The sequence below is a fragment of the Knoellia koreensis genome, from assembly GCF_013041615.1.
In the GTDB taxonomy this organism is placed as follows: Bacteria; Actinomycetota; Actinomycetes; order Actinomycetales; family Dermatophilaceae; genus Pedococcus; species Pedococcus koreensis.
Map to the genome: position 1 here is coordinate 461035 of NZ_JABEPQ010000002.1, position 20214 is coordinate 481248.

Here is a 20214-nt window from a genome sequence, read left to right on the forward strand (position 1 = left end):
CGACCTCTTCGACGAGCGCCCACAGGGCGGCGGCGGCGGATGATCCCCGCGCTCGCGGGGACGACTTCTGCACTTCGGCGAGGATCGCGTCGAGGGTCGGATGATCCCCGCGCTCGCGGGGACGACTACGCCTCGGTGGTGGTGCCGAGAGGCCAGCGCGGATGATCCCCGCGCTTGCGGGGACGACGGAAGCAGACGTGCTCGATCAGCACCACGTCCTGGATGATCCCCGCGCTCGCGGGGATCACACTTGCTGACCAGGCAGTTTCCCGACGTTGACGCGCCACCAGCATCAGTCCATCGAAGTCGACCGGTGACCACCCTTCACGACCGGCTGTGCGAATTGCCCAGCCTTGCTCCGTTACCGCGGGTTCGATCATGACCACTTGCCCATCCCTGATCCGCTCCGACAGCAGCAGCCAGAGACGGTCGCGCATTCGACGGCTGAGTTCGCCGACGAAGACACCGGCCTGGACCTCGATCATCCACCGGGTCAGGTGGCCTCGCAGCCCTGGCGGGGCTGCGACCATCACGATGACAGTCACCAGTCGACCGGATACTCGGGGATATCTGGACCCGTGACCGTTGCGTACCCATGGACGTTCAACTCCTCGAAGCCGCTCCAGTTCATACCACCTGCAACCGTCCCTCCGACGTCCTCCCAGAGCAGGTTGCGATCCAGCTGGTCTTGCGGCTCCGACGAGTCGCCCATTATGAGATCGAAGATGTCGTCGACTACGCGCTTCATGAAGCGCGTCTCCCGAAAATGATCTCGCGTCGCCAGGCGCACATCATCTTCCTCGACCATCTCTTGAGCAACCAGATCGAACGCAATCGGAATGGAGTAGTCGGCCTTGTACAGATCGGCGATGTCGAGAACGAACGACAACGCTCCGCCCGTGTGCACGAACCCCAGTGCTGGACTGGCTCCCACGCCAACTACGGCGGCGTGGCAGGCGGCATACAGGCAGGCGTGTGCCGCCGAAAGGGCCCGGTTGATGTCATCTCCCGCCTCAAATGCTTCGCCCGGCCGGTAGCTTCGCTTGGCCCACGGAACACCAGACCTTTTGCTCTCTGCGCGGTAGATTCGCTTGACGCGGCCCCCTTCCTTGCCTCGCAGCTGCTGCATGGTTGCCGAACTCACGTCCTCACCGGAAACCGCATCGCATACATCCGCCGCGCTACGGCAAGGCGTTCAGTCACATGAGACGCAAGGTGAGCCTGGCGGATCACGAGGTCGGCCCCACGTGAGGGACCAAGCCCCGCGGCATACATCCGCACCCCGTGCTCGCCCACCCAGCTGACAGCCGTGCCTGAGTCGGCCAACAGCCGCATTGCACCGTGCGTGACGCGCGATCCCGGACCAAGCATGAGCGCCGCGACATAGCCGGCCGGGACGCGCACCGTGCGCTCCTTGTTGATGATCACGACAGCGTTCTCGGCGCGGTCGACATGGCTCTTCTCCACGTAGAGAGTCGAGATGCGATCGCTGACCCGGTGCAGGTCGAGCGGTTCAGCGATCCACCACATGGCCATTCACCGGCGCCAACGTCAACAACCCGCACCCGTAGGCCTTCCCGCGCCCCAGCCCCCCGACCAGGACCTCGCGCAAACGATCCGCATCCGTCACGATAAGCCGTCCTTCAAAAGTCGCCCGATCCAGCGTGACTTTGTGCCTGGTTTCTCGCCCCTTGGAAAACGAAATATGTTCTCGCGCAACGAGACTCACGTGGGGATGGTCTTCATCACCTAGGACGGCAAAGCCCCATGCGGTGTCGTCTTCCCGTGTGCGTGCCAGGAACCATTCAAGTTGGTGCCCAGCCGTTCGATGCGCCACTCGTATGCCGCGTCGCCGCAGCCCGTCGTCCAGCGCCTTGCGTTGCGCAGCGGTCGGGCTCTGAGGCTTCGCGACGGAGGTCGTGGGGTTGGCTCGGACCCGGAAGCCGAACTCGCGACCATCGACCACCAGGTCGAGCAATGGGTCGAGACTGCGGACGAGGGGCGCCCCCTCGGGTGTCGCCCAACCTGCTTGCTCGACGAGGTGGGACCAGTCAGGCATCTGCGGTGTCAGCACCAGCAACTCGGGTCGAGCCGGCCCAGCCACCTCCCCCTTGGTCACCTCGTCTCGCCAGAGGACGCGCCCGGATGACCCCGGCGGCATGCCTCCGAGCACGGCCGCATGAGTGCGTTGCGGGTTGGCCAGGAGACGCTGCGTGCCCTGTCGGAGCGGATTCAGCTGGATCTTCGAGAGATAGGGCATTGCTCACCAACCCAGCAGCGCGAATGGGTCATGGTCCCGAGCATCGGCTGACCCGTCCCTGCCGTCGGTCAACGTCACCCAGCCGTGCTGCACCCGACGAGAGACCATCTGCCGTCGCTGCGGGTCGAAGGAGACCGGAACGTCACTCACGACGTCCATTCCCTCGGGGTCGTCGACGGTGTAGGCCATCGACGCGACCCCGTTCTGGCGATTTTGCCATGACTCGGATGCCTGCCAGGGCACGGCGAGAACCACCTCGGCCGCTGCTCCGGGCCAGATCGACTCCCCATCGGGGTTGTCATTCCGGGTCACGAGGAGCGGCCGAGCTGGCGGACACGAGCGACGACCAAGCGCCAGGGGGTAGGCCGGGCGGAGCACCGCCAACGCCAGATCCTCGAGGAGTTGGCGCGGGCCCTCGACGACGGCCACAAAGACCGCGTCCTGGACGTAGTACCGGCTCGTGACGTGGGTGAACTTCTTAGGGGATGTCGATGTCTGCCGGCCTTTCGCGTTGGTGCTTGCGCTCAGCAGCGGGACGCCTCGAATATCACTGACGGTGTGGTAGTCGCGTAGGAGCGAGCCTGGCTGGTCCACGCGAACCGCGAGCCGCAAGCCGACAAGGTCCTCGATCGAGTCAGCTCGTCGCCTCCCTTGCGCCGCCGCGAGCAGCCCGATCACCCCGGACTTGGTCGGCCGGTCCTGCGTCTCTCGACGGTTGAACTGGCTGCGGGCACCCCACGACTGCAAAGGCCCCGCGAGTCTGAGCACCAAGGAGGTCTCAGCCATCGCGGCCGCCAGCGCTCACGCTCTCCGTCACGCGAGTGACGAGGTCCGGCAGAGACGTGCTTTCACCGAATGCTTCCGTGAGGGCGCTGTCACCATTGCCCGACGCGGCATACGAAGCCACGAGCAGTCGTGGCTCGTCACCCCATCGCTCAGCCTCAGAACGGTGATGGCGCGCGAGCCGCTCCAGGGACGCGCCCATGTAACCCGTGCTGTGCCCGTCTTCGAACCGCGGTCGGACCGGCGATTCGAAGGCGCTGACCAGACTGACCGGTTGGTCGTCGCGCACCTCCACCAAGACCAACGCCGGACGCGTGTGCGCCGCGAACGTGTTCTGCTTGCCGGTCGGCATGGACTGCACGAAGGACTCGATGAACTGACCGATGCCTGCAATGGCTTCTTCACGATCGCCCATGTTCTCCACGAGCTGCTCGACACCGACGACGGCATATCGGTAGAGCGTCCCTGAGTTGAACTCGACCGTTCCGATCATGCCAGCGCCGGCTTCGTCCTTCTCCTGCTGGTCGTCGACCGCCGTGAAGTAGTCGAACTGCGTCGGGGCGGCATGGGTTGAGATCGCGTGGGCGACCTGGGCGGCTGCATCCACGTTGAGCTGCGTCATGTCGGCCACCATGCGACCGAAGAGCGCGACGTCGAGTGGGTGGGTCGACCCCAGGATCTCTGCGGCATCGACGGACTTGGCATCGGCGCCATCCGCGGCCAGTGCATCGGCGAGTTCCTCGAGCTGCCTGCGCCCGGCGAAGAGCAGGTACGAGGACTGCGCCTCGTTGTTCCTGTCAGGCGTGATCTTGAGGGTGCCGAGCGATTCCTTGGCCAGCGCTTTGGCTGCCTCGTGGTCTTTGCCTCGATCCTCGAGGGCCTTGGTGAGTATGCCGTGGAGGCGTCGCGTGCGAATGCCCTGAGCGTCACGGTCCATCCGTTCGCGAAAGTGCATCCGGGTGGCCCTTTTCCATGCCTGAGACGAGACCCGCAGGCGGTCTACGCCACCGTAGACCGCCTGCTTGGGCGTTCCGTTGTCGTCACGGTTCAGGTTGGCCGGCGGCACATCCTGGAGCACGTGCACGCAGACATAGGTGTTGCTCATAACGGGCCGTTCCTTTCCGAAGAGTCTGGTGTTGAAGGCTTGGCTGATCCGGGCTTGCGGAAGTAGTCGGCGCCGAGACGCCGTCGCACCCGCAAGCGCCCGTGCGGGCGTTGCCACGACAGGAAGTCGCGCGTCAGCGCGGTGTAGTCCAGGCCTTGAGGCTGTGGCAGCGTCTTAAGCATCGTGACGAGAGAGCGCAGGTGATGGGCGAACTCGTCCAGCGAGTCGGCCGTAGCGCACTGAGCCACCCGCCGATCGAGGGCCGACTCGCTGTAGCGCCCTGATTCCCGCAGGGCCCGCAATGCCTCCCCGAGTCGGACTCCGGGTCGATGCATGGGTGAGGTCTGGCTCTGCTGGTGCACGCCGAAGAGGGCGAGGGCATGATGCTCGGCGCGAAGCTCGGGGCTCACCGACCCGTCTGGTCGGAAAGTGGTGTACATCGGCCACATCAGGGGGATGCTGCCCGGTTCTGCCCCCACCCCTCGCCGCAGTGCTGCAAGGTCCTGACCCGGTGGGACGCCACCCCCCTTCTCGGGCCGGCGCTCCCAGTACGGGGGGGCGACGCCTCCGTCCGTGCTCGACACTGCATTGTCGCTGTCGACGGTCATGAGCGGACCTCCTCTAACTGGATCTCGCGCTGCGGAGCAGATGCCGGCAGTACCTTGTTGAGTTTGCTGCGAAAGAACGCCTCGGCGTTCTGCTGACGGACGGGCCGGTCAGGGTCATGGCCGAGAAACGCTGCAGGGGCAACGTTATTCAGCAGGGGATCGGCGAAGCTCCACGCGTGCGCCCGCAGAATCTGCTCCCATGCCAAAGGGGCATCCGACACTTTCGTCGGATCCTCAGCAAGACCTACCAACGCACGCATGGCGTGCGCCGCGACGGCACCCAGGAACAGCTCGCCGATGCGTTGCCCCGGTCCCACGGGAGCTTCTCTCCCCCCACTGCCCGCCGCAAGTCGTCGCCGAGATCATTCAGGGCTTTGGCGACGTCGTCGGCTTGGCGCGCCATCAGATGCAGCCACTCACGCGCCGGCCCCCCGGCCTAGCGATCCAAAGCGATCACCGGGAGGGGCGTCCGATCGCTGATGACGTCCTCGATGACAGCCGACTGGTTGCCATACTCAACCCCGACCAGGTGGACCGAGATCGGGTGATCCAGCGGTAGGACGCCGTTGTTCACCAGTTGCTCCATCTGGTCGATGACACCTGCGACGGGAGAGCGCTCACCCCCCACGTCCGCTCCCGTGAGCAGGGCCGCCAGGCCGCGCCAGGCCGCGCGCCCAGGCCGCAGGCGTCGGGGGCGCACTGCGGAGGAGCCTTTGTCCGGACGATTCCAGCCCGTGCGCTGCTCGACCCCTTGCGGCCGCGAGGACAGTCGATCACCGGCGGCTACGAGAACCTGAGGGATTCTGAGGTCTCCGTCGACGGTCACCGGATAGAGCCGGACACGCCTCGACTGCCACGTGTACAGGTCGAGCGTTCCCAACGGTTCCCGGCTCGCCCACGTCGCGTCGTGTTCGGCACGCCACGCAGGTCGATCTTCCTCGTGGACCTCACCAAGAGGAAGATTGAGCATCAGGGTCTCGAAGAGGTTCCGGCCAATGAGGGTGACAACACCCAGCTGGCCCATGGCCCCGGTTGGGTTGCCGGTTGTTTTCCCGGACTTGACCTGGGGGTCATTCTTGGCGCCGCTCTTGATCGCCGCCGTGTCCCACGCGTGACAGGCGACCAGCCGTCGGGCAGCATCGGCCGGGCTGAGTGCCGGGGCGCTGGTCTCCGTGGCCGCTGCGAAGATCGGGACGTTGTTCCCTGTCGCAACCTCGGGCACCAACAAGGCCGCTGGCTTCGGGTTGCCGCTCGCGGGTTCGAGCCCGCCGACCTGGAAGAACGGATGATCCGGATGGAACAGGTCGAAGCGGGACGAGTGCTCGGCCCAATGCAGGTCAAAGGCTCCATCCGGGAACCGGCCAGCTGCCCAAAGCCGCGTGAAACCGGCCATGCCCTCGACCCGAAGCGCGTCCTTGACCACTGCGACGAGCAAACTGAGAATCGCACTTGCCTCGAGTGGATTGCCCCAGTCGAGGTCATCGATCGCCTCTGCCTCATCGAGCAGCACCCTTAACGACACCGTGACAGGCCGACCAGCCCGCACGACCCTCAGCCAGGGCCTCTCGATCAACGAGAATTCAGGCTCCCCGGTCATCGAGTCACCTCTTCGTGGTTCATCAGCTCAACGTCCTCTCGATGACTAGGCCAATCTCCTCGTCGTAGGAGGCACTCCCCCACGCCCCGTACGCTCGGCCCTCAGCATCGAGGACAAGGGCGGGGACGCTGCGGAGCAGATCGCTTCCGGCCCACCCTGGCAGGGGTGGAGGGCCCTCCGGCGTCTCGTGCAACCGCTCGGTCTGACGCACCCGCACCGTGTCCGCGAGAACCTCGCGAGCCAACCCGTCATGGTGAGCCCCTTCGCCAGTAGGCCCCAGCACGCGCCCTCCCAAAGTGGTATACCGCTGACGCTCTTCGTCCCAACGCACGAGCGCCACCTCTCGGCTCGGTTCGCCGTCGCGCACGGAGATGCGCTCTGGTCGGCGCTCGACACCCGTTGCAGCGTGGAGACGATCGAGCGTGCGTCCGCCGTCGAGGGCATTGGGATCGGGCTGCAGAACACCTTCACTGGCCCGCAGACTGCGCTCGGCAGCTCGGGAGCGAGCCTCTGCCAGCGCCTCGCCGCCCTCGTTCTTCCAACCACCCGGCCATGGACCTGCCTCGTCGTATGCTGCCGACACCAGGCTCGGAATATCGCTCGGGATCGTCCAGGTCGCACCCGCCCCGATGAGCTGTGCGGTCCGCAGCAGCGAATAGCTGTCGTAGACGTAGCCGAATGCTCGCGGCATACGTGGCGGGCCCGACTCCACGGGAACGCAACCAGTCACCACGACCTTCGGTGCCGCCAGATGAGCTGGGCGCCCGGCGTCGTTGTCCTTATGCCGGTGCAGCCGCCCGATGCGTTGCAGCAGCAGGTCCATCGGTGCGATGTCGGTGACCAACACGTCAGCGTCGACGTCAAAGCTCTGCTCGGCAATCTGGGTGGCCACCACGATCTTGCGCTTCGGCCGGCGCGAGGATCCGCTACCCAGCTCGGCGACGAGGTGTCTTGTCCGGTCGGCTCGCGCCCCGGTGGTCAACCGCCCGTGCAGAAGGGTCGGGTGGCCACCCTGATCACGGATTGCCGCATAAACCTCCTGAGCGCGGCGGACAGTGTTGAGCACGACGAGGACGCACCCTCCATCCTTGCCTTGCTGCCCAACAACATCCGCGATTGCTGCAGTGTCGTCTGGATCGGCTATTCCGGCCCACAAGACCGCGACCTTTTTGCCCGTGGACATGGGTTCCGCGGACGAGGTGGTGACACCGTCGACAGGGTTCCAGCTCGTGATGCACGGATAACCGGAGCTGGGGGGCACTTCGGTCTCGAGGCCTCTCTCCAACCCTTCGGCATAGGCCGCAAGAAGAGCCTGTCGCTGGGCAGGAGGCAGGGTTGCGCTCATCAGCACGACAGGGATTCTCCCGTCGCCGCACCAGCGCAGGAGCTGCTCGAGGTAACGGCTCATGAACACGTCGTAGGAGTGGACCTCGTCGATCACGATGACCTTGCCAATCAGACCGGCATACCGCAGGGACACGTACTTCACCTGGGTCGCAGCCATGAGTGGTTGGTCGACGGTCGCCACGATGCACGGCGACAAGAGCCCCCGGTGGCGGCCGAGGAGCCACTCGGCTGGCGCCGCAGCTGGCGAGCCCGGGACGCGGCTGTTCGTGGCGAGCCCGTAGTCGTCGTCCCCGACGTCGCAGACGTCGTTCAGAAACACCGGAGCCAGCTGCTCGCGCCAAGCCTCGTTAGCCATCGCCTTGCCATGGTTGAGCGACACGATCGGCTGACTGTCGAGTGTCCTGGACCAGGCCCTGCACCGGTCGTACATGGCGTCGGTCGTGCCCTGGGTCGGCATCGCGAAGAGGAACCCGTCATAGCCAAATCGCGCAGCCATGACCTCGACCGCCGCCAGAGCCGCCTCAGTCTTGCCTTCACCCATCGGCCCCTCGACGATGAGCAGACCTGGGGCGCTCATGCGTTCAGCCACGTCGACCACCATCTGTTGCAGTGGACGCGGTGGGACGCCGAACCGCTCGCGGAAGGGCGCCGTTACTCCCGGGAAAGACGTCCTCCCCGCGAGCCCGAGCGAGAGCCACGCCGCGCGAGCCCGTGCCCGGGCGTCATCGACAGTCATCGGCTCGTCACCCATACCCGGGAAGAGGGAGGAGCTCGCAATCCAGTCGGCCATGGAGACCCACCCAGCAGCCGCGAGCTGCAAAGCCCGCGGTGGTGTATCCAGAGCCAGAGAGCCCACATCGACGCCGAACGCGTCGGCGACGCCGCCGGCCAGTGCGTCCTGTCCCGCGAGCCACGTGGCCGCAGCAGCAGACTCGCCCTGCTGCCAGACGCTCCCCTGGTATTGCCGCAGGGACCACAGCAAGAAGGAGCCGTGATGGCCGTGAATGATGGGGAGCAACCACTCGAACCCGCTGGCACCGGCGGCTGACAGGACTCGCTGTGCAATGAGACACCCGCTGGCACCATGTTTGAGCGGCACCCGGGTGTGTGGTGGCATCGTCCAACCGACTCGGGCAGCACTCTCGGCGAGCGCCGAGACCTGCGCCTGAAAGGCGGGCGTGGCCTTCCCGAGGTCGTGCCAGGCGCAGAGCAGGACCAGCACATCTCGTCCTCGGCCCGCACACCGCTCGTTCAGAGCACGACGCGAGGCGGGCGCCATGAACTCGTCCCAGATCAGCTCACCGACGGCGCCGCTATCCAGGAGATGCCCGGGCAGCGAATGCGTGCGCCCGGCAGCGTCAGACTTGGCCCAGAGCGACCACGGTGTCGCTCCCCCTCCATGGAGCATGCCCTGGATACTGGCACCGGCACACGACAACGTCCACCGCAAGCCTGCGCCCCGGCCGGCGGTTGCCCACTTCTCCACTGGAGTTGTGTGGGTGAGCACGCGCCATGACGCGTGCTCACCCACACAACTCGAGATCAGACGGGGGGTATGCCGCGGCGCTTGGCGGAGAAGTGGCGGTCGCGTCCGCGGGCGTAGCGGAGCCGGTGAAGGAGCTCGTCGCGCAGCACGTCGGCCTCGATGATCTGGTCGATGACGAGGTCGGCGGCGAGGCGCTCAAGGTCGACGTCCTCCTCGTACTCGGCCCGCATCTGGGCGACGAAGGCGTCCCGCGCCTCGGCGCCCTTCTCGGCCTCGATCGCTGCGATCTTGTTGGCGTACACAGCATTCACGGCCGCCTCGGGACCCATGACGGCGATCCGTGCGGTCGGTAGAGCAATGGTCGCGTCCGGCCCGAATCCCGGGCCGCCCATGGCGTAGAGCCCGGCACCGTAGGCCTTGCGCACCACGACGCAGAACTGCGGCACGGTCGCCGACGACACGGCCGAGACCATCTTGGCGCCGTGCCGGATGATGCCGCCGCGCTCGACCTCCGACCCGATCATGAACCCCGGCACGTCGGCGAGGTAGATCAGCGGGATCGAGTAGGCGTCACACATCCAGATGAAGCGGGCGGCCTTGTCGGCGCTGTCGGTGAACAGCACGCCACCCTTGACCATCGAGTTGTTGGCCACGATGCCGACCGTCTCCCCCGCCATCCGCCCGAACCCCACGACGAGCTCGGGGGCGAACAACGGCTTGACTTCGAAGAACGACTCGTCGTCGACCAGCCCGTCGATGACCTCGTGGATGTCGAAGGGCTGGCTCTCGCGCTCGGGCACCGTGTGCCGGGTCAGCGGCGCGGCCGGCTCCTCCGGCGCATAGGTCGGCAGGTCGCTGTGGAAGTTCTGCGGCAGGTAGGAGAAGAACAGTCGCGCCATCTCGATGGCTTCGGTGTCGTCGTCGACGAGCAGGTCACCGACGCCCGAGACGGTGCAGTGCATCCGCGCACCGCCCATCTCCTCGAGCGAAACCTTTTCTCCCACAACCATTTCCGCCATGCGCGGGCTGCCGAGGTACATCGACGCGTTGCCGTCGACCATGATGACGATATCGGTGAAGCTCGGGATGTAGGCGCCACCCGCAGCCGAAGGCCCGAACAGGCAGCAGATCTGCGGCACCTTGCCCGACAGCGCGACCTGGTTGTGGAAGATGCGCCCAGCGCCGCGCCGCCCGGGGAACATCTCGACCTGGTCGGTGATTCGCGCCCCCGCCGAGTCGACGAACCAGAAGACCGGCAGCTCCTCACGCAGCGCCATCTCGGTGGCCCGCACGATCTTCTCGACCGTCCGCGCGCCCCATGAACCAGCCTTGACCGTAGGGTCGTTGGCAATGACGATCGCCGGCCGCCCGTCGACCGTCCCCCGTCCCGTGACGACGCCGTCGGCCGGCAGGCCCGGCGCCATTGCGTTGGCGAACCGCCCGTCCTCGACAAAGCTCCCCTCGTCGAAGAGCAGCGCGATCCGGTCGCGCACATAGAGCTTGCCCTGACTGTCGAGCTTCGCCTTCGCCTTCTCAGGAGGCAGTGCCGAGGCGTCGTATGCCGCCGCGAGCCGGCCGCGCACGTCCGTCACCTTCGCGTCGGAGCCGGAGTCGCCGCCCGTGGCAAATGGTGCGGCGCTGGCAGGTGAGGCGGTCTCGGAAGGTGAGGTCACCGGCATACCCTCTCGCAGTTGGCTTTTCGGTTGAAGATCAGTGGCTCGGGGCTCAGGCGTTGGGGAGGCCGAGGCCGCGCGCGATGACCATGCGCTGCACCTCGGAGGTGCCCTCGCCGATCTCGAGGATCTTGGCGTCGCGGTAGAAGCGGGCGACGGGGTACTCCTCCATGAACCCGTTGCCGCCGAAGACCTGGGTGGCGATGCGGGTCGAGGTGACCGCGGCCTCGGTGGCGTAGAGCTTGCAGATCGCCGCGGCCTGCTTGACCTCCTTGAGGGTGCGGCGGCCGGCCTCCATCTCGTCCTTGAGCCAGGCGGCCTTGTAGGTCAGCTGGCGCGACGCCTCGACCATGACGGCGAGGTCGGCGATCTGGAAGGACACGCCCTGGTTGACGCCGATGGGCTTGCCGAATGCCGTGCGCTCACCGGCGTAGCGCGTCGTCTCCTCGAGCATCCGCTGGCTCATGCCGACCGCGAGGGCCGAGATGGCGATGCGTCCGTCGTCGAGGGTCTTGAGGAACTGCTTGAACCCGTCGCCCTCGGCGCCGAGCAGGTTGCCCTCGGGGACGCGGCAGTCGCTGAAGGTCAGGCCGTGGGTGTCGGACGAGTGCCAGCCGAGCTTGTCGTAGGCCGGCTCGACGGTGAATCCTGTTGTGCCGGAAGGGATCATGATCGCGCTGATCTGCGCTGAGCCGTCGTCGTTCGAGCCGGTGCGGGCGGTGACGGTGACGACCGAGGTGATGTCGGTGCCGGAGTTGGTGATGAACGCCTTGGCGCCATTGACGACCCACTCGCCACCGTCGCGGACCGCCTTCGTGCGCGTAGCCCCGGCATCGGAACCCGCGTCGGGCTCGGTCAGGCCGAAGCCGGCGAGCGCGCGGCCGGCGACCAGGTCGGGGAGGAACCGCTCCTTCTGCTCCTGCGTGCCGTAGGTGAGGATCGGGTTGATGCCCAGGCCCACGCCGGCCGACAGGGTGATGCCGATCGACTGGTCGACGCGGCCGAGCTCCTCGATCGCAACGCACAGCGAGGTGAAGTCGGCGTCGGCTCCCCCGAACTCCTCGGGTACGACGAGGCCGAAGAGGCCCAGGTCGCCCATCTTCGGCACGAGGTCGGTCGGGAAGTGGTGCTCGCGGTCCCACTGCGCGATGTGCGGCTCGACCTCGGCCTCGGCGAACTCCCGCACGACCTTGCGGAAGTCCTCGTGCTCCTTGCTCAGCTCGAACATCGTTCTCTCCTTCGTGAGTCCACCCGGCGGGACCCGTTCGATGGGCGCGGCGCGAGGACGGGGCTGGATGGACACGAGTCCCGGCCACGCGGCATACGGACGCTGCTTGACGTTGACGTAAACGTAAAGCAAGAATCGGCGCATGACAACCACGACCGAGCAGCAGACCTGGACCATCCGCGAGGTGGCCGAGGAGTTCGGCGTGACCCATCGGACCATCCGGCACTACGAGGACCTCGGGCTCATCTCCCCCGAGCGCCGCGGCCAGCAGCGGGTCTACCGGCGGCGCGACCGCACCCGGCTGGCACTGATCCTGCGCGGCAAGCGGCTCGGGTTCCCCCTGGAGGAGATCCGCACGATCATCGACCTCTACGACCGGCCGCGGGGCAAGGCGAGCCAGCTCGAGTACGTGCTCTCCCAGATCGACGAGCGGCGCGCCGACCTCGAGGCGCGACGTCGCGACCTCGACGACGCGCTCTCCGAGCTGGACCGCTGGGAAGAGCGCTGCCGCGAGGATCTCGCCAAGCTGTCCTGACTGGCGGACGGCACCCTCAGGACGGGATCGGCCGGTAGCCTGACTCGCGCCGACCACGGCTTGACTATTTGCAATCGCAAACCCTAGATTTGCTTTTGCAAACAAGACAACCGTTCTCGAGGGGGAACCACGATGAGCACCATCAGTCGCGTCACCGCGTCCGTCGCAGCAGTGGGGGTGACGATGCTCGCGGCCGCCGGCGCGCTATTGGCGAGCCCCGTTGCGGCACAAGCGGATCCGACCGCTGACGAGACGCCGGGCAAGCTGCTGCTGATGCTCGACGCATCCGGCTCGATGAAGGCCAAGGACCCCTCCGGGCTGACCAAGATCGCCGCCGCGAAGAAAGCCCTCACCTCCGTCGTCGGCGCCCTACCCGCCGACGCCCAAGTGGGCCTGCGCGTCTACGGCGCCACCCAGCCCGGCGTCGCACCGGGCGTCAAACCACCCGCCAAGGCGTGCACCGACACCCAGCTCGTCGCCCCCATCAAGACCCTCGACAAGCCGGGCCTCACCAAGGCCATCAACGGCTTCGCCGCCAAGGGCGAGACCCCCATCGCCTACTCCCTCACCCAGGCAATGAAGGACCTCGGCAGCACCGGCAAACGCAACATCGTCCTGGTCTCCGATGGCGAGGAGTCCTGCGTCCCCGACCCCTGCCCCGTCATCAAGAAACTCGTCGGCACCGGCATCGACCTCCAGATCGACACCGTCGGCTTCGGGGTGAACGCCAAGGCCCGCCAACAGCTCCAATGCATCGCCACGGCCGGAAAGGGCACCTACTACGACGCCGACAACTCCGACCAGCTCGCGGCCTCCCTGACCAAGCTCTCGCAACGTGCCATCCGCCAGTTCACCGTGTCGGGGACGCCGGTCAAGGCAGCCGTTCGGCCCGAGGACGCCCCGCAGCTCACCCCGGGCCAGTACACGGACACCTTCACCACCGGAGAGGCAGCGCGGTACTACCGGATCACCCGCGCGGCAGGCTCGACCACGATGTTCTCGGTGACCGCTCGGCCCGGCCCGAACCCGGACGACTACAACACTGAGCGACTCGCCGTGAGCCTCGGCCTCCCCGACGGCACGGAATGTGCCAGCGAGTCCGGTCTCCGATTCGGTGGACGCGGCTCGGTCGTCACGGCAGTGCGCGCGAGGGGACCGAAGAAGGCCGACGACACGGAACCGTGCCACACCGCGACCGAGCTCATCGCCAAAGTCACGCGCGAGAAAGGAGCTCCCGGTGCCGTACCGTCGAGGTGCTCCTGATCGAGGAGCCGGCCGTCACAAATCTTGGCTCGCTGCCTGCCGGTGAGGAACCCACGGCGGTCAAGCCGTTGATCGCCCCAGCCGATGGACCGGGCCGCCGCGTCACCGGTGGCGGCAGCTTCTCCGACGCCATCACCCTCACCCCCGGCACCTACTCGGACGTCATCCTCCCCGATGAGCAGATCTTCTACCGGGTGCGTGGCGACTTCGGTCAGCGGCTCGGTTTCACCGTGGACGCACCCACACCCGGCGAGACGATCAAGCTCGGCTCCACGTCCTACACCAGCTTCAACGTGGGCGTGTGGAACCCGTGGCGCTACCCGCTGACCCGTGCCGCGGGTCAGGACCCCGACAACGGAGACAGCATCGGGCCAAGCGGGGAGCCGCTGGTCCTGGGGGAGTTCACTCCGACCATCCAGTACCGGAACCGTGAGGTGTTCGGCAACGGGCGCTACTCCTATGTGCCGCTCCGCGAGGCATCCGTCGCCGGCTACTACTACTTCGCGATCGGCAGGTCCCAGGAGGACGCTGGAGACGACGAGGCTGCCCCCGTCACGGTCCGCATCCGCGTCGCTGTCGAGGGACAACCCACGGGTCAACCGCAGTATGCCGGTGGCGCACCCGCCGTGGTGACCGGCACCTCCTCGCCCAGCGAGACCGCAACGGGGTCGGTGACGACCAGCCCGTCTGGCAAGGACGCGAACGCGAAGGCCGTGTCGCAGGAGACCCGGTCCGAGGGTGGGTTGCCGGTGTGGGTGTGGATCGTCGGCAGTGTGGTCGTCCTGGCCGCGGCCGGTGGTGTCGCACTGGGCGCCATGCGCCGCGGATCCACCACGGGAGGTCACCAATGAGTCACCACACATCGCGCGCCGACGACCCGTCCCCGTTCGGCTGGATCTTCGGGGGTCTGCTCGCCGCTCTCGGTATCGGCGCACTCGTCTCAGGACTGTTGCGCCGCAAGGGAACCCGAGCCGATCGTCTTGACCAGGCGAAGGCTCAGCGACGCACCCACGTGTAACGGCCGTCGTCGTTACGCGTGCACACGACCGGCACACCGTCGGTGGTGGTCTCTCGCACTCCGACATCGCTGAACTCACAGGTCTGCCCGACCCGCGTCACGACCGTGCCGACCCCGACCGACCCCCGCGGCGTCGTGGTCAACGGCGTGGTCGTCGTCGGCGAGCCGGAGGTGGTCGAGGGGTTGGACGCCGAGGACGTCGTCGTCGACGGCGCCACCGGTGTCGACGGGTTCGGCGTGCGTGCAGGGGTCTCGTCCCCCGACCACGGCGACCACACCAGCACTCCGACGACGACGGCCACAGTCGCCACTGCAGCGGCCACGATCGGGCCGAGCCCTTGCCCTCGGGCGGAGTCCGGCACAGACGCCGACCCGGCCGACGCCTCGCGCGCGCCACCACCGTGGTCGCCGGATTGGTCGTCGACCGCTGGCGTCGCCACTGGACGCCGCCTGGTCGTCGCGTCGTCCGACGTCGCCCCAGCCGCCCCGAGGGTCGCCGCCTGGGGCTGGCCCGGGCTCGGCTGGGGCGCGACGGTGACCTCGTCCTCCGGTGGTGCGGCGGTGAGCTGGGAGGTCCCTGCGGGCGGCTGCGGCACGTGCCGCAACACCTCGACGTCGCCGATCGCCTCCGGCGTCCAGGTGAGGGAAGGGTCATCGAGACGACCACGCACCTCGGCTGCATCCTGGGGTCGCTTCGCCGGGTCGTCGTCCGCAAGCTCGATGACCAGCTGCCACAACGCATCCGGTATGCCGGACGGTCGCCCTTCCCAGCGACCGGGCCGCTCGCCGGTGAGCATCGTCAGCCCGACCTGGCCCACGGCATACAGGTCTGCGGTCGGGTGCGGTTCCGCGCCCCGCAACGTCTCCGGCGCGGCATACCCGGGCGTCCCCGACCAGACACCGGTCTGCGTCAGGCGCGGCCCCTCCATGTCGATGGCGATGCCGAAGTCGGTGAGCAGGACGTAGGGGCGGTCGGTGCCGGTGGCTGCGAGCAGGACGTTCGCGGGCTTGACGTCGCGGTGCAGGACCCCCGCCTCGTGCACCGCACCCACCGCCTCGGTCAGCTGGCGCAGCACCTCTGCCACGAACAGTGGCGGCAGGGCCCCGAAGTCGCCCACGAGCGTGGCGACCGATCCCCCTTCGACAACGGGCATCGTGAAGAGCACGCGGTCGTCCTCCCCCGCCCAGCCGACGGGCGTCAGGACGTGGCGGTGCCGCACCCGCATCGCCTGCTCACGCACGAACCGCAGCAACGACACGGCGTCGGACTGGCGCAGCACCTTCGCGGCGACCAGACGCTGCTCGCGGGAGTCCCAGACCCGCCAGACCGACCCCATTCCACCCTCGCCGATGAGGTCGACGAGCTCGTACCGCCCGGCGAACACCTCACCCACGGGCGGCCCCGGCGGCTCGACGCAGCAGCGCTGCGAGGGCGTCCGCACCGGCCACATCAGCCGCGGCTGCGACCTGCGACAGCTGCGCGCCCGTGGCGCTTGCTCCGAGGGCCTGCACTGCCGCCTCGGTGTCACTGTTGTCGCGACTGGTGCCCGTCAACGTGTGCTGCTCGTCGCGGATCGACTCGAGCTCACTCGCGACCTGGTCGGCCGAAAGACCGGAGGCGTTGCGGGACAACGTGATCAGCGACTGGAGGCGGTGCACCACCGACGGGTTGCCGATCTTGACCCGCTGCCCGCTCATGAGCTGGGACAGCATCGGGGCCGAGAGCCCGAGGGTGTGCGCGAGCTTGCCCTGGGTCAGGCCCAGCACCGACATCACCTCGGCAGCCAGCTCCCCCAACGGTGCTCCGTAGAGGGCACGTTGCTGCTCTCGGGCGTCCGTGGTCGTCACGCCGTCCATCCTAGGAGACCCGCTCGGCTCGCCACCGGTCATCGCCCGACGAGGGGTCACGGCTCGCCGACGGTCAGGCAGATGGTTCAGCGCGCCGTGACCCCTCGACCGATCAGCCCGGAGCCACACGGGCGAGGAAGTCGTCGATCTCGGCCGACGTCGGCGCGGTCGCCGGACCGCGCCGAGTCACCTTGATGGCACCAGCGGCGTTGGCGCGCCGCGCTGCCTCGACCCAGTCGGTGCCCCGCGCGCGTTCGGCCACGAGGACGCCGGTGTGCGTGTCACCGGCGCCGTTGGTGTCGACCGCCTTGGCGGGATAACCCGGCAGGTATGCCGTGTGGTCGCCCGCGCGGACGTGGCACCCTTTCGGGCCGTCACGCACGATGGCGACGCCGTCACCGCGCAACAGCTCGGCGACGGCGTCGACCGACGCGGCGGGGTCGGCCACACCGGTGGCGTCGTGGGCCTCGTCGGCGTTGCTGGTCCAGACGTCGGTGAGCGCCAGCACCCGCTCGCGCAGGGGCGCGTCCAGCGTCGCGAACGCGGCGCCCGGGTCGAGCACGACGACCACGGCGTCGTCCAGCGACTCCAACCACTCAAGCAGCGGGTCGCGGGTGCGCCCCACGAGTGAGAAGCCGCTGACGCAGGCGAGGTCACCCGCCACCGGAGCACTGGTCGCCAGCGACTCGGCCGTGGTCTCGCGCTCGGCGCCCTGAGTCGTCACGAACGTGCGTTCCGCGCTCGGCTCGACCAGCACGACGCAGATGCCGGTGTCGAGGTCGGCCACGGGCGGGCTGCTCACCGAGATGCCTTCCGCGGCAAGGGCTTCCCGCACCAGGTCGCCATTCTCCCCCGTGCCCACCGAACCAGCCAGCACCGACTCGGCGCCCGACCGGGCAGCCGCGACGAGGATGTTCACTGCTCCCCCGGCATACCGGTGGCACGACCCGGCCACGGCGTTCCCGCCACGTTCGGGCAGGCCCTCCACCTCCATGACGAGGTCGACCAGCGCCTGTGCCGTGTGGATCACCCGGGTCATGACGGACAGTCAACCGGACATGAGTGCCTGACACCGACCGATAGGGAGTTCTCAGGCACTCAACCCGGCGCAGGTGGAATGCTTCGGACATGGTGACCGGAGCGAAGACCAAGCCAAACAGCACTCCCACGACCCTGCTCATCCTCGGCGCCGGAGGCGACCTCACCCACCGGCTGCTGCTGCCCGGGCTGGCGAGCCTGCTCGTCGCCGAGCGCGACCGCACCGTGCGGGTCGTGGGCGCGGACCGCGCCGACCTCAGCCAGGCCCAGTGGAAGGCCCGCGTCAAGGACTCCTTCGCCACGGTGAAGGCACCCGCGACGGTGACGAACGCGGTCACGAGGCACACGGCATACGTCAAGGCCGACCTGCTCGATCCGCACGGCCTCGCCGACCTCATCGCCGAGTGCGGCGACGGCCCACTCGTCATCTTCTTCGCCCTGCCACCGCAGGTGTCGATGAAGGTGTGCGGTCTGCTGCGTGACATCACCCTCCCGAAGGTCACCCGCCTCGCCCTCGAGAAGCCGTTCGGCACCGACCGTGACAGCGCGGAGGCGTTCAACTCCCTTCTGCACCAAGTGGTTCCGGAAGATCAGGTCTTCCGAATCGACCACTTCCTCGGCCGTGCCACCGTGCTCAACCTCATCGGCCTGCGCTTCGCCAACCGCCTGCTGCAACCCGTCTGGAACGCCGACCACATCGAGCGGGTCGAGGTCGTCTACGACGAGGACCTCGCGCTGGAGGGGCGGGCTGGCTACTACGACGGCGCAGGTGCGCTGCGCGACATGATCCAGAGCCACCTGCTGCAGGTGATGGCGATGTTCGCGCTCGAGTCGATCGCCGTCCTCGACGACCAGGAGCTGAGCGACCAGAAGGCCCAGGTGCTGCGCGCGACCAAGGTCTGGGGCGGTTCGCCCAAGCGGTCCTCGCGTCGCGCCCGCTACACCGCCGGCACCATCGGTCGGCGCAAGGTCCCCGACTACGTCAAGGAGGACGGCGTCGACCCCGGGCGCGACACCGAGACGCTCGCGCAGGTCACCGTCGCGATCGACAACAACCGCTGGGCCGGCGTGCCCTTCGTCCTGCGCAGCGGCAAGGCACTCGGCACCGCCCGCAAGCAGATCATCGTGACGTTCCGCGACGTGGCGCACCTGCCCGGCGGGTTCAGCGCCGCGACCACCGAGCCCGACACCCTCACCCTCGACCTCAAGACCGGCGACGTCGCCCTCGGCCTGACCATGAACGCCGAGGGCGACCCGTTCGACCTCGAGCAGAAGGTCCTCACCACGACGCTCGCACCCGCGGAGCTGCTCCCCTACGGCGAGATCCTGGCCCAGATCTTCGACGGCAGCCAGCTGCTCACCGTCCGCGCCGACGCGGCGGTCGAGTGCTGGCGGATCGTCGAGCCGGTCCTGTCCGCGTGGGCAGCCGGAAAGGTGCCGATCGAGGAGTATGCCGCCGGGTCGGCCGGCCCCGACGGGTGGCAGTGAGGCGGACGCGTCAGGGGGCGACGCGACCGAGCGCAGCCGCGGGTCAGCCGCCGACGCGGGTGCGGACCGTGTAGAGCTCAGGGAAGAACGTCAGGTCGAGCGCGCGCCGCAGGAAGTCGACTCCGGACGAGCCGCCCGTGCCCATCTTGTGGCCGATGGTGCGGGTGACGACCTGCAGGTGCCGGAACCGCCACTGCTGGAAGTTGTCCTCGACGTCGACGAGCTCCTCGCAGGTCTCGTAGACACCCCAGTGCTCATCGGGGGCCGCGTAGACGGCGGCAATGGTGTCGACGAGGGCGTCGTTCTCGCGGTAGGGCTGAGTGACGTCGCGCTCGAGCACCGCCGCCGGCACGGCATACCCGCGCCTGGCGAGGTAGCGCAGGAACTCGTCGTAGAGGCTCGGCTCCGTCAGCAGCTCGGCGAGCATCGCGCGTGCGGTCGGGTCGTGGTCGAAGACCTTGACCATGTCGGCGTTCTTGTTGCCGAGCAGGAACTCGACCGCGCGGTACTGGTAGCTCTGGAAGCCCGACGAGGACGCGAGGAACGGCCGGATCAGCGCGTACTCGCTCGGGGTGAGCGTCGCGAGGACGTCCCACTGCTGGGTCAGAGTGTTCTGGATGTGCTTGACGCGGGCGAGACGCTTGAGCGCCGGGGCCAGGTCGTCGCCAGCCAAAAGCGTTCGGGCAGAACGCAGCTCGTGGATCATCAGCTTGAGCCACAGCTCGCTCGTCTGGTGCTGGACGATGAACAGCAGCTCGTCGTGCTGCGGCGGTTCGCTGCGCGGGTGCTGGGCGGCGAGCAGGGTGTCGAGGTCGAGGTAGTCGCCGTAGGACATCGCCTGGGTGAAGTCGCGCTGCACGCCGTCCTCGAGGGCCCGGACCGCGCGCCGGTCGCTGTCCGGCTGCGAAGGTTCGCTCATGCCGGACACCCTAGGCCC

The 20214-nt window shown here is 67.9% G+C and carries 19 protein-coding genes, 1 pseudogene and 1 CRISPR repeat array (1 of these 21 only partly in view); of the genes and pseudogenes, 4 read left to right on the top strand and 16 right to left on the bottom strand.

Going from position 1 to position 20214, the window contains the following annotated elements; translation table 11 throughout:
* Nucleotides 1-248: direct repeats of the CRISPR family, unit length 29 nt; unit sequence CGGATGATCCCCGCGCTCGCGGGGACGAC (it extends 635 nt beyond the left edge of the window).
* Between the two features lie 51 nt (nt 249-299).
* The 12 genes and pseudogenes from cas2e to HJG52_RS10540 form a co-directional block, all read right to left on the bottom strand.
* Nucleotides 300-530, bottom strand: a pseudogene (gene cas2e, locus HJG52_RS21260) (type I-E CRISPR-associated endoribonuclease Cas2e); the annotation flags it as partial.
* 11 nt (nt 531-541) lie between these two features.
* Nucleotides 542-1144: a CRISPR-associated endonuclease Cas1 gene (gene cas1 / locus HJG52_RS21265; RefSeq protein WP_206070505.1), complete on the bottom strand. Its 603-nt coding sequence runs from the start codon at nt 1142-1144 to the stop codon at nt 542-544.
* Nucleotides 1141-1536, bottom strand: coding sequence for a CRISPR-associated endonuclease Cas1 (locus tag HJG52_RS21270; RefSeq protein WP_206070506.1), 396 nt, complete (start codon nt 1534-1536; stop codon nt 1141-1143). The genes cas1 and HJG52_RS21270 overlap by 4 nt, the downstream gene beginning before the upstream one ends.
* Nucleotides 1514-2260 (bottom strand): type I-E CRISPR-associated protein Cas6/Cse3/CasE, encoded by a 747-nt coding sequence (cas6e, locus tag HJG52_RS10500; RefSeq protein ID WP_171243540.1) that lies wholly within the window; start codon nt 2258-2260, stop codon nt 1514-1516. Before cas6e ends, HJG52_RS21270 begins: the two co-directional genes overlap by 23 nt.
* A gap of 3 nt (nt 2261-2263) precedes the next feature.
* Nucleotides 2264-3046: a type I-E CRISPR-associated protein Cas5/CasD gene (cas5e, locus tag HJG52_RS10505; protein ID WP_171243541.1), complete on the bottom strand. Its 783-nt coding sequence runs from the start codon at nt 3044-3046 to the stop codon at nt 2264-2266.
* On the bottom strand, nt 3039-4148 hold the full coding sequence (gene cas7e / locus HJG52_RS10510; protein ID WP_171243542.1) for a type I-E CRISPR-associated protein Cas7/Cse4/CasC: 1110 nt from the start codon (nt 4146-4148) through the stop codon (nt 3039-3041). Before cas7e ends, cas5e begins: the two co-directional genes overlap by 8 nt.
* The gene (gene casB / locus HJG52_RS10515; RefSeq protein WP_171243543.1) at nt 4145-4756 is read right to left on the bottom strand and encodes a type I-E CRISPR-associated protein Cse2/CasB; all 612 of its coding nucleotides are present in this window, start codon (nt 4754-4756) and stop codon (nt 4145-4147) included. Before casB ends, cas7e begins: the two co-directional genes overlap by 4 nt.
* Nucleotides 4753-5073: a hypothetical protein gene (locus tag HJG52_RS10520; RefSeq protein WP_171243544.1), complete on the bottom strand. Its 321-nt coding sequence runs from the start codon at nt 5071-5073 to the stop codon at nt 4753-4755. Before HJG52_RS10520 ends, casB begins: the two co-directional genes overlap by 4 nt.
* A gap of 119 nt (nt 5074-5192) precedes the next feature.
* Nucleotides 5193-6353, bottom strand: coding sequence for a type I-E CRISPR-associated protein Cse1/CasA (gene casA, locus HJG52_RS10525; protein ID WP_171243545.1), 1161 nt, complete (start codon nt 6351-6353; stop codon nt 5193-5195).
* A gap of 22 nt (nt 6354-6375) precedes the next feature.
* The gene (cas3, locus tag HJG52_RS10530) at nt 6376-9108 is read right to left on the bottom strand and encodes a CRISPR-associated helicase Cas3' (protein WP_171243546.1); all 2733 of its coding nucleotides are present in this window, start codon (nt 9106-9108) and stop codon (nt 6376-6378) included.
* A gap of 134 nt (nt 9109-9242) precedes the next feature.
* The gene (locus HJG52_RS10535; RefSeq protein ID WP_171243547.1) at nt 9243-10865 is read right to left on the bottom strand and encodes an acyl-CoA carboxylase subunit beta; all 1623 of its coding nucleotides are present in this window, start codon (nt 10863-10865) and stop codon (nt 9243-9245) included.
* A 46-nt stretch (nt 10866-10911) separates the two neighbouring features.
* The gene (locus HJG52_RS10540) at nt 10912-12087 is read right to left on the bottom strand and encodes an acyl-CoA dehydrogenase family protein (RefSeq protein ID WP_171243548.1); all 1176 of its coding nucleotides are present in this window, start codon (nt 12085-12087) and stop codon (nt 10912-10914) included.
* Nucleotides 12088-12229: 142 nt separating this feature from the next.
* On the opposite strand from HJG52_RS10540, the gene HJG52_RS10545 reads away from it, so the two are divergent.
* From HJG52_RS10545 to HJG52_RS10555, 3 genes are all read left to right on the top strand, one after another.
* Nucleotides 12230-12622: a MerR family transcriptional regulator gene (locus HJG52_RS10545; protein WP_171243549.1), complete on the top strand. Its 393-nt coding sequence runs from the start codon at nt 12230-12232 to the stop codon at nt 12620-12622.
* Between the two features lie 132 nt (nt 12623-12754).
* Nucleotides 12755-13885: a vWA domain-containing protein gene (locus tag HJG52_RS10550; RefSeq protein WP_171243550.1), complete on the top strand. Its 1131-nt coding sequence runs from the start codon at nt 12755-12757 to the stop codon at nt 13883-13885.
* Nucleotides 13876-14736, top strand: a complete 861-nt coding sequence (locus HJG52_RS10555; protein ID WP_171243551.1) for a hypothetical protein — start codon at nt 13876-13878, stop codon at nt 14734-14736. The genes HJG52_RS10550 and HJG52_RS10555 overlap by 10 nt, the downstream gene beginning before the upstream one ends.
* A 145-nt stretch (nt 14737-14881) precedes the next feature.
* Here HJG52_RS10555 and HJG52_RS20390 read toward each other — a convergent pair whose 3' ends face one another.
* The 3 genes from HJG52_RS20390 to HJG52_RS10570 form a co-directional block, all read right to left on the bottom strand.
* Entirely contained in the window at nt 14882-16297 is a 1416-nt protein-coding gene (locus HJG52_RS20390; protein ID WP_206070507.1) for a protein kinase domain-containing protein, read from the bottom strand.
* Nucleotides 16290-16751, bottom strand: a complete 462-nt coding sequence (locus HJG52_RS10565; protein WP_171243552.1) for a DNA-binding protein — start codon at nt 16749-16751, stop codon at nt 16290-16292. The genes HJG52_RS20390 and HJG52_RS10565 overlap by 8 nt, the downstream gene beginning before the upstream one ends.
* Nucleotides 16752-16863: 112 nt before the next feature.
* Nucleotides 16864-17790, bottom strand: coding sequence for a PfkB family carbohydrate kinase (locus tag HJG52_RS10570; protein ID WP_171243553.1), 927 nt, complete (start codon nt 17788-17790; stop codon nt 16864-16866).
* An 89-nt stretch (nt 17791-17879) separates the two neighbouring features.
* On the opposite strand from HJG52_RS10570, the gene HJG52_RS10575 reads away from it, so the two are divergent.
* On the top strand, nt 17880-19277 hold the full coding sequence (locus tag HJG52_RS10575) for a glucose-6-phosphate dehydrogenase (protein WP_171243554.1): 1398 nt from the start codon (nt 17880-17882) through the stop codon (nt 19275-19277).
* A gap of 43 nt (nt 19278-19320) precedes the next feature.
* Here HJG52_RS10575 and kynA read toward each other — a convergent pair whose 3' ends face one another.
* Complete coding sequence (gene kynA, locus HJG52_RS10580) at nt 19321-20196, bottom strand: tryptophan 2,3-dioxygenase (protein WP_171243555.1); 876 nt, start codon at nt 20194-20196, stop codon at nt 19321-19323.
* Nucleotides 20197-20214: the final 18 nt, after the last annotated feature.